Annotated in this window: 12 protein-coding genes; 1 reads left to right on the top strand and 11 read right to left on the bottom strand. The window is 37.2% G+C overall.

Translation table 11 applies throughout. The features are described from left to right. Positions 1-9: 9 nt before the first annotated feature. Positions 10-2,406 carry an ABC transporter permease gene (locus H5232_RS07910; protein WP_182830750.1) on the top strand — a complete coding sequence of 799 codons (2,397 nt, stop codon included), beginning with the start codon at positions 10-12 and terminating at the stop codon, positions 2,404-2,406. 67 nt (positions 2,407-2,473) lie between these two features. Here the strand turns inward: H5232_RS07910 and H5232_RS07905 are convergent, their stop codons facing one another. The 11 genes from H5232_RS07905 to H5232_RS07855 all read right to left on the bottom strand — a co-directional run bounded on the left by H5232_RS07905 (position 2,474) and on the right by H5232_RS07855 (position 15,271). Continuing rightward, positions 2,474-3,004 (bottom strand): sugar O-acetyltransferase, encoded by a 531-nt coding sequence (locus H5232_RS07905; protein WP_149982305.1) that lies wholly within the window; start codon positions 3,002-3,004, stop codon positions 2,474-2,476. A 1-nt stretch (position 3,005) separates the two neighbouring features. Beyond that, a complete protein-coding gene (locus H5232_RS07900) occupies positions 3,006-5,375 on the bottom strand; it encodes a prolyl oligopeptidase family serine peptidase (protein WP_182830749.1) in 2,370 nt (789 codons plus the stop codon). Next, positions 5,368-7,761, bottom strand: coding sequence for an ABC transporter permease (locus tag H5232_RS07895; RefSeq protein ID WP_149982303.1), 2,394 nt, complete (start codon positions 7,759-7,761; stop codon positions 5,368-5,370). The genes H5232_RS07900 and H5232_RS07895 overlap by 8 nt, the downstream gene beginning before the upstream one ends. Further along, on the bottom strand, positions 7,755-8,489 hold the full coding sequence (locus H5232_RS07890) for an ABC transporter ATP-binding protein (protein WP_182830748.1): 735 nt from the start codon (positions 8,487-8,489) through the stop codon (positions 7,755-7,757). Before H5232_RS07890 ends, H5232_RS07895 begins: the two co-directional genes overlap by 7 nt. Positions 8,490-8,500: 11 nt before the next feature. Beyond that, positions 8,501-9,727 (bottom strand): efflux RND transporter periplasmic adaptor subunit, encoded by a 1,227-nt coding sequence (locus tag H5232_RS07885; protein ID WP_149982301.1) that lies wholly within the window; start codon positions 9,725-9,727, stop codon positions 8,501-8,503. Between the two features lie 36 nt (positions 9,728-9,763). Continuing rightward, positions 9,764-11,878 carry a peptidase domain-containing ABC transporter gene (locus H5232_RS07880; RefSeq protein WP_182798115.1) on the bottom strand — a complete coding sequence of 705 codons (2,115 nt, stop codon included), beginning with the start codon at positions 11,876-11,878 and terminating at the stop codon, positions 9,764-9,766. Positions 11,879-11,888: 10 nt separating this feature from the next. Continuing rightward, complete coding sequence (locus H5232_RS07875) at positions 11,889-12,584, bottom strand: hypothetical protein (protein WP_149982299.1); 696 nt, start codon at positions 12,582-12,584, stop codon at positions 11,889-11,891. A gap of 3 nt (positions 12,585-12,587) precedes the next feature. After that, the gene (locus tag H5232_RS07870) at positions 12,588-13,622 is read right to left on the bottom strand and encodes a radical SAM protein (protein ID WP_169021169.1); all 1,035 of its coding nucleotides are present in this window, start codon (positions 13,620-13,622) and stop codon (positions 12,588-12,590) included. 61 nt (positions 13,623-13,683) lie between these two features. Further along, positions 13,684-13,872: a hypothetical protein gene (locus tag H5232_RS07865; RefSeq protein ID WP_182718814.1), complete on the bottom strand. Its 189-nt coding sequence runs from the start codon at positions 13,870-13,872 to the stop codon at positions 13,684-13,686. A 92-nt stretch (positions 13,873-13,964) separates the two neighbouring features. Beyond that, positions 13,965-15,077: a hypothetical protein gene (locus H5232_RS07860; RefSeq protein ID WP_182761677.1), complete on the bottom strand. Its 1,113-nt coding sequence runs from the start codon at positions 15,075-15,077 to the stop codon at positions 13,965-13,967. Continuing rightward, positions 15,077-15,271: a hypothetical protein gene (locus tag H5232_RS07855; protein ID WP_169021172.1), complete on the bottom strand. Its 195-nt coding sequence runs from the start codon at positions 15,269-15,271 to the stop codon at positions 15,077-15,079. The genes H5232_RS07860 and H5232_RS07855 overlap by 1 nt, the downstream gene beginning before the upstream one ends. Between the last annotated feature and the right edge of the window lie 110 nt (positions 15,272-15,381).

Genomic DNA, 15,381 nt, shown 5'->3' with positions numbered 1-15,381 from the left:
AATTTGATAATGTTTACAAATTATATCATGACCGCAATGCGCTCATTTAAGCAGCAAAAACAACACTTTTTGCTCAATGTACTTGGTTTAAGTATTGGTTTAGCGGCGGCTATTTTAGTGGCTATGTTTGCCTTTTACGAAGCGTCTTATGATAAGCAGCAACCCAATGCGGAGCGTGTTTATCGTGTTAATCAGTATTTTACATCTTTAGGGGTTGGCGGGCCGATGACCAACAAAGATCTTATGAATACCTTTAAAGACATGGCTGAAATAGAAGACATACTATCACTAGAGCCTAGTCCGTCTGGTGCTGAATTTGTGCGTGATGATGTGGGTTATAAGTTAGAAAGTATTGCGTCGGCAAGCACCAATATAGCTGATTTTGTGAATATTGACTTAGTTGCAGGCGACTTAGCCAAAGTGCTTACTACACCAAATATGCTCGCATTGAGTGAGCAGTACGCTATACGTATTTTTGGCCGCACGGACATTATTGGTGAAACCTTAATACAAGGGAGTAAACGTTGGCAGATTGGGGCGGTATTTGCTGATTTACCTGAAAATACGCACTTCTTTTTTCAAGGGTTAATTAAAGAGTTACCAGCCAATACTCAATATCAAAACATGAATAGTGCCTCTTATATTCGAGTAAAACCAGGTACTGATGTTGAAAAGTTGGCAGAGACTATTGAGCAACGCTACATGAAAATTGCTTACGAAAACCCAAATTTAGCAAAAATGACATTACATCCGCTAACGTCTATTCATTTAACTTCCAACTCTAACTATGAAATGAAAAAGAATGGCTCGCTTTCAACGCTGCGGATTTGTATTGGTTTGAGTATTTTATTGGTACTTTTAGCTGCGTTTAATTTTATTAATATGAGTATTGCTCAATCGGCAAAACGTGCCAAGGAAGTGGGTGTACGTAAAGCACTTGGCGCGAGTAAATTACAAATTATAAGCCAGTTTTTAACCGAGTCATTACTTATTACCATTATTGCAGCATTAATTGCCTGTATGTTGGTTGAATTGCTAACACCTGCTTTTAATCAATTAGTCGATAGGCAGTTATCGCTTAATTATAACTCTTTATTGGGCGTCGCTATTGCTGTTGTTGTAATATCAGTTGGTTTGCTTGCGGGGATCTATCCTGCCATGTTTATGTCAGCATTTAGTGCAAAAAGAGTGCTCAGTGGTGACATGCAACGTGGTCGCACAGCCATTGCGGTTAGAAAAGGTTTATTAGTTGTACAATCGGCATTATCTGTCGGTTTAATTATTGGCGCTTTATTGCTGCAACAACAGCTTGCTTATTTACAGTCTCTACCAGTGGGCTATACCAAAGAAAGTAAATTGGTTATCAGTGATATATCAGCTGAAGATATATTACACAACAATAATACAGCATTACTAAATCGTATTAACGGGATTGATGGCGTAAACAAAGTCAGCGTTATGGATGTTGATGTAACAGGCTCATATAAATCGTCTCTTACATTTACGGCCGATAATGGTCAATTTACCAAACAAAGTTTACCCATTATTGGCGCAGGTAACGACATAGCCCAAACATTGGGCCTAACATTGGTCGCTGGGCGAGATTTCAGTGAAAAAATGGCTGCTGATTGGTTTAGTGAAGTCAGTGATACTAAAGCAACGGCTTCAGCCATATTGACTGAGTCGCTAGTAAAACAAGTCGGTTATGCAACACCAAGTGATGCAATTGGCAGTACATGGCGCACAAGTCCGGGCAATGGCAAAGATTTAATCTTAACAGTTGTCGGTGTGGTTAAAAATATTAAAGTAGGCAGTGTTAAAGACGCGCAGCCCTCTACCATCTTAATTTGTGGCTACACAAATAGTTGGGACGGCCGCGTTATCGTAGACATGGACGCTGCTAAAATACAGCCTATTAAAGCGCAGCTTGCAAGTATTTTAGAAGAGAACCTCGCAATTCACGACCCACAAATAGATATGCTGAGCGAAAACTACCGTGCGCTTTATCGTAATGATGAACGAGCGACCGAGTTTGTCACTTTATTTTCTGGTTTAGCCGTATTTTTAGCGTGCGTGGGCACCTTTGGCTTAGCATCATTCTCGGTACTACGTCGCCAAAAAGAAGTCGCGGTACGCAAAGTCCTTGGCGCATCACGCATCAGCATTATGAACTTAATAGCAAAAGAGTTTTTGATTTTAGTTGCCGCAAGTATCGCAATCGCTTTTCCTCTAACTTATTGGCTGGTGGGCGATTGGTTAGCCAACTTTAATGAGCGTGTTGATCAAGCGCTGTGGGTTTATCTGGTTGCAGCTCTAAGTGTTGCTGCAATTACTTGGCTCACGGTTGCAAGCCTCGCCTTTAAAGCCGCCAGCACACGGCCATCGTTAACACTAAGATATGAGTAATAACGAGTAAAGAACCCTACTTAAGGTCTATCAGAACACCGATAGACCTTTTTCTTGTTTAGGCCTCTTAAATATCTTTAATCTTAACAGCGGGGTTTCCTGCAACAACTGTATTCGCTGCCACATTTTTTGTTACTATCGACCCTGCGCCAATAACAGCATTATCGCCAATGGTAATAGCTGCTAAAATAATAACCCCCGCGCCAATCCAAACGTTATTGCCAATAGTAATCGGTGCTGCAAAGTTCTCTTTATTGAGTCGCTCGGCTGGATTGACTGCATGAGATACGGCCAATAGTTGAACGTTCGGGCCAATTAAACAATCACTGCCAATCGTAATTGCCCCCTCACTAATGGGGGCATCTAACACCGTACAATTAATGTTTATAAAAGTACGATCACCAATTTCAAATTGCGAGCCATAGTCACAGTGGAAGCCTGCCTCAATAATCACGCCTTCACCACATTGAGTAAATAAACTCTTAATGCGTTTTAAATTACCTTTGCTGGGGCTTTTGTTAAACAAGCGGCAAGTCTCATGGGCGGTTTTGCGTTGCTCAAGCAGCTCTTTTTGGCGTGGATTAAATAGTTTTAGCATATTATTCAGAAGTGTTTAGCCATTTCTTTACCCATTCAGACTGGTGAACGAGCAAGTAAGATAGGTTTTCTTTAGCTTGATATGTATGTCCTTCATACGGAAGCATAATTAGCTGAGTCGTCTTTTTATTAGCAATTAGTGCCTGATACATTCTCATTGATTGCATTGGGTAAGTGCCCGAGTTTTGATCGCTTTCACCATGAACTAACAATAAAGGCTCATTTATTTTGTCCGCATAAATTAGAGGGGATATATTAATATATGTTTCCTTTGCTTGCCATAGATTACGTTTTTCACCCTGAAATCCAAAAGGGGTAAGAGTCCTATTGTAAGCACCACTTCGAGCAATACCAGCTTTGAATAGATCTGTATGCGCGAGTAAGTTAGCCACAGTAAAGGCTCCATAAGAATGCCCCATAACAACTAATCTTTGAATATCAATAGAGCCAGTATCTTCTAAAGCATTGACTGCAGCTTCGGCATTTAAACGAATCTGATTAATGAAGTCATCGTTAGGCTCTCCCCCATTAAATGAAGTGATTGGCATTGAGGGAGATTCGAAAACGGCAAAACCGTCATGAAGAAATACCAAGGGACTTAGTGGATCAAACTCTCTAAATAAATTCGTGCGTACTGTATTTTGCTGGCTCAGTTTTTTGTTTTTAAATTCATCGGGGTAAATCCATAAAATAGCAGGGATTTTATCTGATTTATTCCTTTTATAATTGTTAGGTAAATGCAGCGTTCCAACCAGATTTAATCCATCGCTTCTGTTGTAATTGATAGTAAGTGGCTGGTTAGCAAAACTATTTTTATTTTCGCTTGATAAAAGTGAAATCTGTTTTTTGAAACCTTTACTCGTTAATGCGTAGTATTGAGGTGCGCTTGTATTATTTTGCTTTTCTATTATTAAGGTGTCATTAGCGATTCTTAGGGGCATTTCTATATTGTCAGCATTGCTTAAAAATATAGTTTCAACAACGTGATTCGATGTATTAAAGGATTGAGCTATTGGCTTTATACCTTCTTTACTTTGTCCTGAGGAAAAGAAAAATAAATAATTATCTTGTTCAACTAAAACTTCATATCCTTCAGGCGTACGGAGAGTCTGTGGGTCACCAAAGTCGTTGAACTTATCACGATAATCTCTTTCATGGATTAAATAATTCACAGAAGTTTCGGCGTTGATTAAGGTAGTTCTTGCCTGTTTGCTATCATAGCGCCATTCTTGAAGTACACCTATTCCTGAAACGCCCCATAATACATCGTGAATTCTCCATTTTACTTGATGCACCAGTTTTTTATTCTCGTCAAATGGACTTACCAGTTTGTAGATGTGATCATGGTAAGTTTGAGCTAAAGACATGTCACCTCTATCACTCGCTTCGACCCAAGTCACAGTTGAGTCTTCTGATGGTAGCCATTTAACTAACCTAGCGCCAATAGGTACGCTATCTTTAGATTTAGGTAGATTAATTTTATCGTTTAAATTGGGTAAGCTGTATGTGATAGTTGGCTCTTCTATATTAACGATATTATAAGCGCTCCCCCATTTTTTATAAGGTAAATAAGATGACAGCTCACTCGGTGGCATCGAATACAGTAAATACTTACCATCAGGAGAGACGGAAAAATCATTAAATAAGCCACTTTTAGTTAATGTAGAAACTTTACCATTGAGGTCTATCTTCACTAATTTGGTTTGATTGATAGATGTAAACTGATTCTTCATCTCGTCATTTATTAATAAGCTTTGATGGGTCCGCCCTTGATCTTTTTGCAGCTCAGATGACAACAAATTGGGTTTTTTACGTATATATTCAGATGTCTTTATTGGCAAATTTCGCTGCTTGACGACAATACTTTGGCCATCAGGTAGCCATCGCAGATGTCTTCCGCCAAGACTTGTGGATAAATTGAGATCTGTTAGTTTGTTAGATACATTGTTATTTATATCGTACAACCATAGGTTTGTATTGGCACCCTGCTGAATTAAAAATGCGACTTTTTTAGCATCAGGAGACCAATTAAAATCGACAATCACTCCTTCTAGAATCTTAATTTCTTCTCTAGCGTTTGTTGCAAGATTAAATAAAGTTGCGCGGCTATATTGTTCAGTATCAACTCTGCTCGATAAATCAGTATAAAAATCCAGACCAGCTAATGCGACGCGCTGTTGAGATAAATATTCAATAGATGGGTATTCAATTTGGTGTAAAAATAAAACCAGCTCCCCATTTGGTGATAATGAAATAGTTTCTTGCCCTGTAGACTCTATGAGATTAGCCCACTTACTATTATCTATTTCAATAGCTTCAACGTATGATGAGGCAATGAAGCATAACGCTATAATAAGATAAAGTTTACTCATTTCGTAATGCCTTTATTGGATCTTGTCGTAACGTTTGGTTGATCGGAAAAAAGCTGGCAAGTACTGATATCGCTAATAAACCCAGCCAAATGACCGTTGTTAACCACCAGTCTATAGGCAGGTCAACCCCAGGTAATGACATACAATAGCCTATAATTAAAAATGCCAACGAAAAGGCTAACACTAAGCTCATTATTATGGGTTGCATGAGTTCTAATAAGCTTTCTTTTAGTAACCTATAATTGTCAGCCCCCATAGAAAGTTTTACGCCTAAGCTATATCTGCGCACTTTAACTAAATAGCTAACAATACCGTTTATGCCAATACACACCATCAGCAGCGATGTTGATGCCAACACAATAGCCAGCCATGCTGCATTTAAGTGACGTTGCCTTTTTTCATCAAACATACTTGTTAAAGAGGCTATGTTATTAATGTCTAATCGTTGATCTACTTCTAATACTGCTTGTTGAATATGGGCAATTGCATTATTTTCATCTGCAACAGTAATCAAATATGTAAATTGTTGCCAACCAGGGTAATCTTTAGGTGTAAAAACTTCAAAGTCTTCACTTTCAGGGCTGCCCGGTACATAGGTGTTGCTGACAATACCTATGATTGAGTAATATCTTTTATTATCAAAACTCACTTTACTGTTTAGTACTTCATTACTGTTTTTATTAAGTAAATCTGCAAGGCGTTGATTGATAATGATCGGTGGGTTTTCTAATTGTTCATCCCCTTTGGCAAAGCCATTACCCGTTATCGTTAAGTTAAGTTCAGTAAAGTAATTGGCAGTTACTAAGCTATTACGTGCTTGGGCAATATACTGTCCAGCTTCGTTATATATTTGATTGACATTAACCGTTTTTGGCAGCCTCATTTCGGATGACACAGCTAAGCTGCTCACATTATTAAGCGCCAGCAACCTATGGTTAATTGCTTTGTGTAAATTAATACGTTCGCCGGATTTATCGACATTACTATAGTTTATTGTTAATGAATATTTACCTTCTGTATCCAGTCCGTTATCTCTGAGTGCTTCCGAAAGTGTTACTAAAACTACGTGGCTAGCAGTGGTTAATACTAAAAACGAAAACAAAATTTGCAGACCAACAAGTAAATGGCTGGTGGCTGAACTCATTTGCTTGCCCGTGCCTTTACCGCTGCTTTGTAGGCTGCTCATTAAGTTTTGCTCTTTCACTACACTAAGTTCTATAAATGAATAGAGTGAGGCAATACTAATAATTAGAAAAGCTGAAAATAACAAAGTATTAAAGCTAAGAGAAAGCGTGTCTAAACGTTGAATGGCGTCAGCTGCTAGGTTTTGAATAACGATAAAGCCGATTTGAGTAAGTGTTAAAGCAAGTAACACTGCAATACTAATAAGTAAAATATTGTGTTTTAACGTTTCAATAATTAGTTGTTTTTTGCTTGCCCCAAATGCAAAGCTGATTGCAAGGGGTTTGATGCGCGTAATGGCTTTAGCGAGCTGCATACTAGAAAGGTTGATAAGTGCAATGAGCATTAATAAGCACACACCCAATAATAGCATTAATACAATTTTACCGCTGTCACCCCTAAGTGCATCATTAAATGCAATAACACGCGCATTGACAGTAAAATCTTTTAAAATATCAGCGGCATGTAACTGTGCACCTTTAAGTGATAAGTCAGCTAATTGTTCCGTGATCTCTTGCTCTGAGGCTGTGGGCTTAAATCTAACAACACTCTTATACGCGCCCATGAAACCGTTAGATGTTTTAGGGTTAAAAGCTTCGTCTGCATCAATAGGAAGCCATATTGCATCATTTATATTGCTATAAGTGGGTAATATAAGATCATCGGGGGCGACACCAACAACGGTAAAGCGACGTTGATTGAGCTGTATTTTTTTACCAACAATATTCGGGTCACCACTATAGTGGGTTTGCCAAGCGCGGTAGCCTAATACGACCGACATTTGCTGAGTACCGAGTGCTTCTGTTTTGTTAAATAACCGACCAAGTTTGGGTTGTACGCCGAGTAGATCAAATAAATTATGTGTGGCAAGTATTACGTCCACAGCAGGTCTTGTTGGTTTATCTAGTAGCTTGTAGTCAGTCCATCGATGGTAAGCAGCAACATCAGTAAAAACGGTATTTTCACTCTGTATGTAGCTCATTATTTTTGAGTTACTAGCGGGCCCTGAATAACCTTTAGAATTAATTGTGCCTTCAAGCAAATATAAGTTATCGCTCTGCTGATAAGGTAGTGGGGCGAAAAACACTAGATCAACCAAGCTAAATGAACTAAGCACCATGGACAGTGTAAGTGCCAGTGTAAAAACGGTGGTGAAATAGTATTGTTTGGCACGTTTAAAAGTATTGTAGGCAGTTTTTAACATGACTGAGCAACCTGTTCTACATTTGCAGGTGTGCTTGGCACGAGTTCATCGTTTTGGGCAACTACAGTACCGTCTCTTAACTGGATATTGCGCGTAGCCATATCGGCATAACGGGGATCATGGGTAACCAATACAATGGTGGTGCCTTGCTGATTAAGATCTTTTATTAACGCCATGATTGCATCGCCGTTTTTTGAGTCTAAGTTACCTGTGGGCTCATCGACCAGCATGATGCCAGAATCGCCAGCTAGTGCGCGTGCAATCGATACGCGTTGTTGTTGACCACCAGAAATTTGATTCGGATGTAAATCAGCTTTATCAGCCAAACCTACTTTTTCTAGGCAATCTAACGCTCTTGCGTGACGTGAAGATAGCGAGTCTCCCCGATATTTTAATGGTAAAGCGACATTTTCAAGTACGGTCATTTCATCAATTAAGTTAAACGATTGAAACACAAAGCCAATGCGATTACCGCGTACTTTCGCACGTTGGTTTGAGTCCATATCAGAGACGAGTAAACCGTCAATGTAATATTCACCACTTTGAGGGGGGTCGAGCAGCCCCATAATGTTAAGGAGTGTTGACTTGCCGCAACCAGAAGGCCCAGAAATAGAAATAAACTCGCCGTCGTACACGGTAAAGCTAATCCCTTTTAAAATTTGACTGACTTGTTCGCCATTAGAAAAAGACTTGCTTAGGTTATTAACTCTTAAAATTTCAGTATTCATATTATTCTTCCTTAACCAGCAATTTTTATTGTTGTTGTTTCAGCGGGGATATCTAATGTAGAAATAATGACTTGTTCACCAGGCTCAAGTCCTGACAACACTTGGATGAGCTGGCCAGATGCTTTGCCATATTGCACTTCAACTTTAACGGCTTTGTTATCCATTGTGAGTTTAAATAATGAGCCATGACTGCCTTCGCTTGCACCTGTTGGTTGTTTTATATAATTCACCTCTTTTTGTACATCGGCAAAAATAGTCGCATCTACTTGTTGCATGGGTTTCATGGTGTCTGATTCAGAAACCTCGAGCTCAATATCAATTTGTACAGCACCGTCGCTGATCACAGGATCTACACGCACTACTTGGCCGCGCACCTGGTCATTCAACGTGCTAATTTGGGCTGTCATACCTATTTGAATTAAATGAGCTTGAATTTGCGGTACTTTTATTTCACCAACTAGAGGGGAGAGGCTCCCTATTAGTGCCAGTTCAGAGCCTGCACTGACACTTTGCCCTAAACTTAAAGGCAAGCGTTGAATAACACCATTCATTCCCGCTTTAACTGAAAGTTGCTCTACCATTAATTTGGCGACATCAAACTCGTCTTGCGCTTGGGCTATTAAGTCATCTTGAATTGAAAGCGACTCTTTTTGCATCTGTGCTAATTTATCAAGCTTAGATTCTTCAAGGTTAATACGCTTTGATAGCTGTTTGGCTTCGAGCTCATTTTTCTTCGCGCTGATCCCCGATACAATACCTGATTTAGCCAGTGTACGTTCTGCTTCAACTTGCAGCATGGCTATTTCAGATTGTGCTTTTAGCTCTGACACGGTTGACTCGTTATTTAACAACTCACGCTGTTGCAGTAATACGGTTTGCCGTTTTTGGGTTTTGGCATTTTTAAGCTTTGCTAACGCCAAGCGGAGCTTACTTTCTAGCTCGGGGTTATTTAAAGTGAGGATCACTGTGTCATGGTTAACCACAGCACCCGCTTTTAGTTTTATTTCGTCAACCACCGCATTACTTGTGGCTGTGAGAAGTCGTTTATTGATTGATTGCAATGAACCATAGCCATCAACCTTAATTGAAAAATCACCGCGCTCAACCTTCGCAATGGTGACAGAGTCTTTTGATATAACTTCGGCATTATCTGCAAAGCCTAATTGCCAGCCAGAGATAAGCATAACGACAGATAAACCTATCAACCCTTGATAGATTAGTTTGGATGTAAATTTCATAGTTATTCCTTTTGTTATTCTTACCATGGTATTTAATCACACAGCTTGGGCTAACGTTTGGTTCTTAATTAATTCTTCGAGATCAATTATTCTATCTGCTGCTTGTATTGTCTCTTGCCTATGAGCAACACTGACCCTAGTTATTTTTTTTGATTTTAAATATTTATTTACTTGCAATTCAGTAGCAGCATCAAGGTGGCTTGTTGCTTCGTCTAAAAATAAAATGATTGGTTGACTGTAAAGCGCTCTTGCCAAAAGCAATCTTTGTTTTTGACCACCTGACAATGAGCTACCTAAATCACCAACTTGAGTGTGTAAACCCATAGGCATGCTTTGAATCTCATGCCATATAGCAGCACCTTTAATGGCTTCTGTGATTTTATCTAGATCAGGTTTTGGCTCAAAGAAGCAGATATTTTCAATTAAGGAACCATTTAGTAATTGATCATTCTGCATTACCGTTGCACACATTGAGCGAAAGTTTCTCATGCCAAGCATTTTTATCGAGTGTCCATCTAACAAGTAATCACCTCGCTCTGCTTTGATTAATCCAGTCATTAATTTTAGGAGCGATGATTTACCCAACCCAGAGCGACCTATGATAGCCACCGATTCTCCGGCATCAATTTTAAAGTTTATTCCTTTAAATAACCAAGGAGAGGATGTTGAATATCGAAAATGCAGGTCGCGTACTTCAATGTGGCCTTTTGCTTGTTCTTTGGTTATTGTCAGTGAGGTATTTTCTTGCTCTTGGTTTTGCATCACTATATCAGACATTCTCCGTAAATAAGTTGAGGCTAACTTGAACTTAAATATATGATCTACCAGAGTTTGTGTGCTGCTCGAAAATTGTTGTCTATAAGCTAGGAAAGCAATAAACATCCCTATAGTAAATTCTTTATTGATTATTAATGTCGCGCCAATAAATATAACAATTAGATACTCTATTTTACTTACTAAATCTTGGCTAATTTCTGCAGTAATCGTGACTTTTTCACGTTTAATATTTTCATTTGTAGTATCTGCAAATAAATTGAGCCATGAAGAAAGTCGGGTACTTTCTTTTACATAGCATTTTATGGGCATAATTGCTCTGATAGTTTCTAAAAAATGACTGTTTTCTTTTGCTTGTTTAGATAAAACTTGCTCTAAATGCTTATTTTCTTTGTTGGTTAAATATAACCTAAGCAATAATGTGAATAAGAGGAATGATAAAGATACTAAAGCAAGAGCTGGTGAGTAAGTATACATAATGATTAAAGTTGTTATGCCTAGCAAGCCTTCGACAATGGCAGAAATAAAACCACGACTTATCATTCTTTGGACTTCATTAAATGCTTCAAACCTAGATTTAATATCGCCAACATGGCGAGATTCAAAAAACGAAAGGGGTAAATGTAATAGGTGTCGCTGGATGTTCGCTTTTACTTGAAAGCCCAAATTTTTGTCTAAATATAAAATGGCGGCTGAGCGAATAATATTGCTAAAAGTTGTTAGTAAAGTAACGACTATAAAAGCAACTAACAGCCATATTAATATCCCGCCATCTGAAAGAGGGATACCATGATCAATTACAATTCTAATATAGTAGGGGGATATTAGGAGGAAGCATTGCAAAATCAAGGCTACAACAAATATCTTAAATAATGAGGATGCGAGTCCTTCAATATTGCCAATGAATGCTCTGAGCGGCATCTTCACTCGTTCATCGGCTACAGTAAATGCAGGTGTTGGAGTTAACTCGATTGCAATACCGGTAAATGCTTCAGAGACTTGTTGCCAATCTAGTTTAACTTTTCCTTTTGCGGGATCATGGATAACAATGCCAGTTCTATTTACTGAAGCAAGCGTAACAAAGTGATTAAAGTTCCAATGCAATATTGCAGGTCCCCTTAGCTTAGATAGCTGTCCAAGCTCTAATTTTAATACTCGCCCAGATAGGCCAATATCATCTGCAATTTTTAAAATGTGCTTAACTGTTATTCCTTGAGTACCAACGGGGTAACGTTGTCGCATAGCAAGCATGTTTACTTTATAACCATGATAAAAAGCAATCATAGCTATACATGTGATACCACATTCAGCTACTTCACTTTGTAAGAAAAGAGGTAGTTTTGATGGTTTAAAGTCAATGTAGTCTGTGAGACGCATTTAAATTTCACTATTTAATTAAGTTAAGGGCTTTTTCTGATTGCTGAGTGAGTAGTATTTTTATATCTGCGTTAGGTGACAGTTTTGAATAATTGTTAGTTTCTAATTTTAAATGTATTTTTTGTTCTTTATTATTTTTATTACTACCAATAACCATAGTGACTATACCTTTTAATTCATCATTATTGACGATTAAGGTAATTTTATCCTTTACATTAATACTCATATTTTTATTGCTAGAAATCCAAAAAGATAACTCATTTTCTGAAGTGGTACTTAAAACGTAACCAAGAGGTTCAAATGGTTGTATTATATTTTTTTCGATTAAAGAATGAAAAAACAAACCATCGGAAGGAGAGCGAATAACCTCTTTTTCTAACTTACTATTACTATCAAACTTAGAGATAGTAAGTAGCTGTTGATTTTTTTTAACGCTCTCACCATCTATCGCAAAGTGCTTATTTATAACCACTACTTCATTATAAATAAGCGGGGTATAGTGTTCAGATGAGACCTTGGCGTCAAGACTTCTTTTTGTTGATAAAGTTAGAACATTAATAACTAAAAAGCTAAATACGAAAATTGCGATTAAAGCTGAAATAGAATTATTTATAATTTTAGGCTGTTTTATAAGCGACTTCCCTATATCACTAGACTTGTACTGATTTCTAAGGGCTTCTTTTCTGAACATATTAACAATAGACATAAGCTAGCTAACTTTTTTAATAGCAATGTCACCAACAACACTATTGTTATTCATATAGCTTAGCGGGCAACCCATTTGCCAGCTATCAAGAGTCGTAAAGCCTTTTATCCAGGTACTAAATTTTTCATTGTTCAATGTTAGTGTGCCATCAGGATTAATTTTACCAATATTGTTTCTGTCATCATCTAAAGCAACGGTACACTTATTGATATTACCATTGGCTCTAATTCCTAATGAATTAGGCTTTCCTGCGTAGCAGATGTAATGACCTAGTTCATTTATTTTTTTGCTATTACCTGAATAACGTTCTGTGAGCTCTTTTGCTAATACTTTTGCAGATTTTCTTGATATTAGGCCATTTATTTTTTCTTGATTGTCACCACCTAAGTTAGAAATTTCTTTAAAAAATAATCTGAATCGACTATCTTCCTTAAGTTCTTTATCATAACGCTCACAAAAGCTTAAAACACTTTCATGGTTTAAGTCGGTAATATGAATCCTTAGGGTTATATGAAAATCAAGATCTGTTGCAGATGCAGCTAATAAGCGTCCCCATATTTTGTCAAAGCTACCTTTCCCGTTACGAGTTAAGCGAGTTGTGTCGTGTGATTCCTTGTCACCGTCTATGGATATTTGAAAGCTATTTTGCTTTAGCTCAACAAGTCTTGTTAATGTTTTTATATCAAGGAGAAAGCCGTTAGTTGTTAAATCACCATAGACTTTACAGCCGTTTTCCTTAGCTAATGACTGACTATATTCAGCAATTTCAAAAAGTATCTCTTTTGCTAATAAAGGCTCACCGCCGAACCAACTTAAAGATAAAAACTCTAACTTAGGCATTTTGTTTTTGATTAAAACTTTAGTTGCATCAACTAACCAACGAGGCATTTTTCCTATTTTAAAATCCTCATAACAATATACACAGCGAAAGTTGCATTGCTCTGTTGGAAAAATAATGAGTTGAAACTTTTCATTACTGAGGCTGTTTACTAATTGTTGTTTAGAAAAACCTTTAATCTGATCTATTGAAGTTGTCATTTTTCCCCCTATTGTTTTGCTTGCGCAGACTACCTTTATGAAGAAGTAGTCTGCGTGATAGTTACAGCTCTTTTTGAGCAGCACAGCTGCCATTTATAGTGTTACCACAGCCTGTATCACCTTCTTCGTCTTCTTCTTCTGGAGAGAAACCGCCTGCAACAGCATCTGTAAGTTCTTCACTTAGCTCTACTTCACCTAACTCATTTAGCTTGATTTCTTCACTTTCTATATTTTCAAATTTATTGCTCATTTTATGCTCCTTTAAATTGTTGTTTCCCCTTAATGGGGTGAAGTTAGTATGAGCTTAAAAAAAGAAATAGATAACTGTAATAACTACGAGGTTTATACAATAATCTCATTTAAATGGTTTGATATTTTAGGTAGCCAAACGTTCGAAGTCGGTTTTTTTTTGTTTTTGATGTTAAATAAAATTTCAATTCTATTTTTTAATATTTTATAATCCGTTTTCTCATATAGTTTAAGTATTTTTTCTTTATTTTGATTAGTTGGGTGATTAGATTGCAAATTACAAAGAGTCATCCCGTAATTAAATTCATCTTTTATATTTTCATATTGATTCAGTGTTTTTTTTACTAATAGAGATTCAATAGATAGCTTTTTTTCCTCGATAATACATGAAGAGAAATTTAGTTTAGACAAAGAATCTAAGGGGGTCTTTTCCATATTTGAAATTAAGTGTTTCATTACTGTTTCAGCTTTAACTGCTAGCCCCATAGATTTGAAAGCTTCATATAAACGATAGCTATATACGCCACTTTTTATACACGTACTTTTATTTATTTGACGCCAGCAAAGTTGCATTGCGTTTTCAAATCTTTCTAAGCTGATTAGGGCTACAATTTCAGCTTCTATATATAAATTTTTTTCCCTGTAATATTGCGGTATCGTTTCTTTAAGTTTAAGAACTTCATTATATTTTGATTTTAAGAGGTAATGTTTTAAAGTTTCATCGAGTGTAGCTACATACAATGTATTCCATTGCTCACCTAGTATTTCTTTGTTTACACTTATAGGCCCTAGTTTTGCTTTGCCTGTATTATCTAGAATAGCGGCTTCACCCATCAGCTTTAGGAATGCTGAGTGTTTATTTGTCAGTTTATAAAGACGTAATAAGTTGATTGTGGGATCTATTAAGTTGATAAGATTTTGATTGTTTTTATCCTGTAAAAATTTATCTGACCAATAAGTTATTACTCTGTGTAAAAACAATTCACTTTCTTGTGTTTTTCCTTGGTAGGCTAAAATAAGAGGATAGGCATTAAACAACCAATGTAGGGTTTTGTTGGAGCTTGAGTTTTGATTAAGAACATCCCTATCAAACGCAAGGCACATTTCTTCACACCAGTCTTCGAGGTTCGATAAAGAGATTAGAGCTCTTTTTTCACCCAAACGCTTCAGTTTTGGTTTATACGGCTTGCAAGTTTCAGTATTCATTAACTGATGCCTTCTTGGCTTGTCGTGGTTGTAGATTTCTCATCATTATCACTCACGTGACAATAAACTTCTTCAGGGCTTATAAATCCTCCAACAAACGCATCAAGTAACTCAAGATTGGTGATTTCTATTAATCCATCATTTGTTCTGTGGGCTGCTATGGCATGTTTTTCATTTTTTATGCTGTTCTGCATTGCTTGTACCTTATAATGTTGGGGTTAAAATTGAGCGTATAAGGTCGTTTTTTTTTTGCAATAATTAAGCGATGATATCTACGTAACCAAAATGTAACTTTCATTTAAAT

This window comes from Pseudoalteromonas sp. SG41-5, from assembly GCF_014164495.1.
In the GTDB taxonomy this organism is placed as follows: Bacteria; Pseudomonadota; Gammaproteobacteria; order Enterobacterales; family Alteromonadaceae; genus Pseudoalteromonas; species Pseudoalteromonas rhizosphaerae.
Note: the sequence above shows the minus strand (reverse complement) of the source record. Positions and strands in the feature narration are given on the sequence as shown.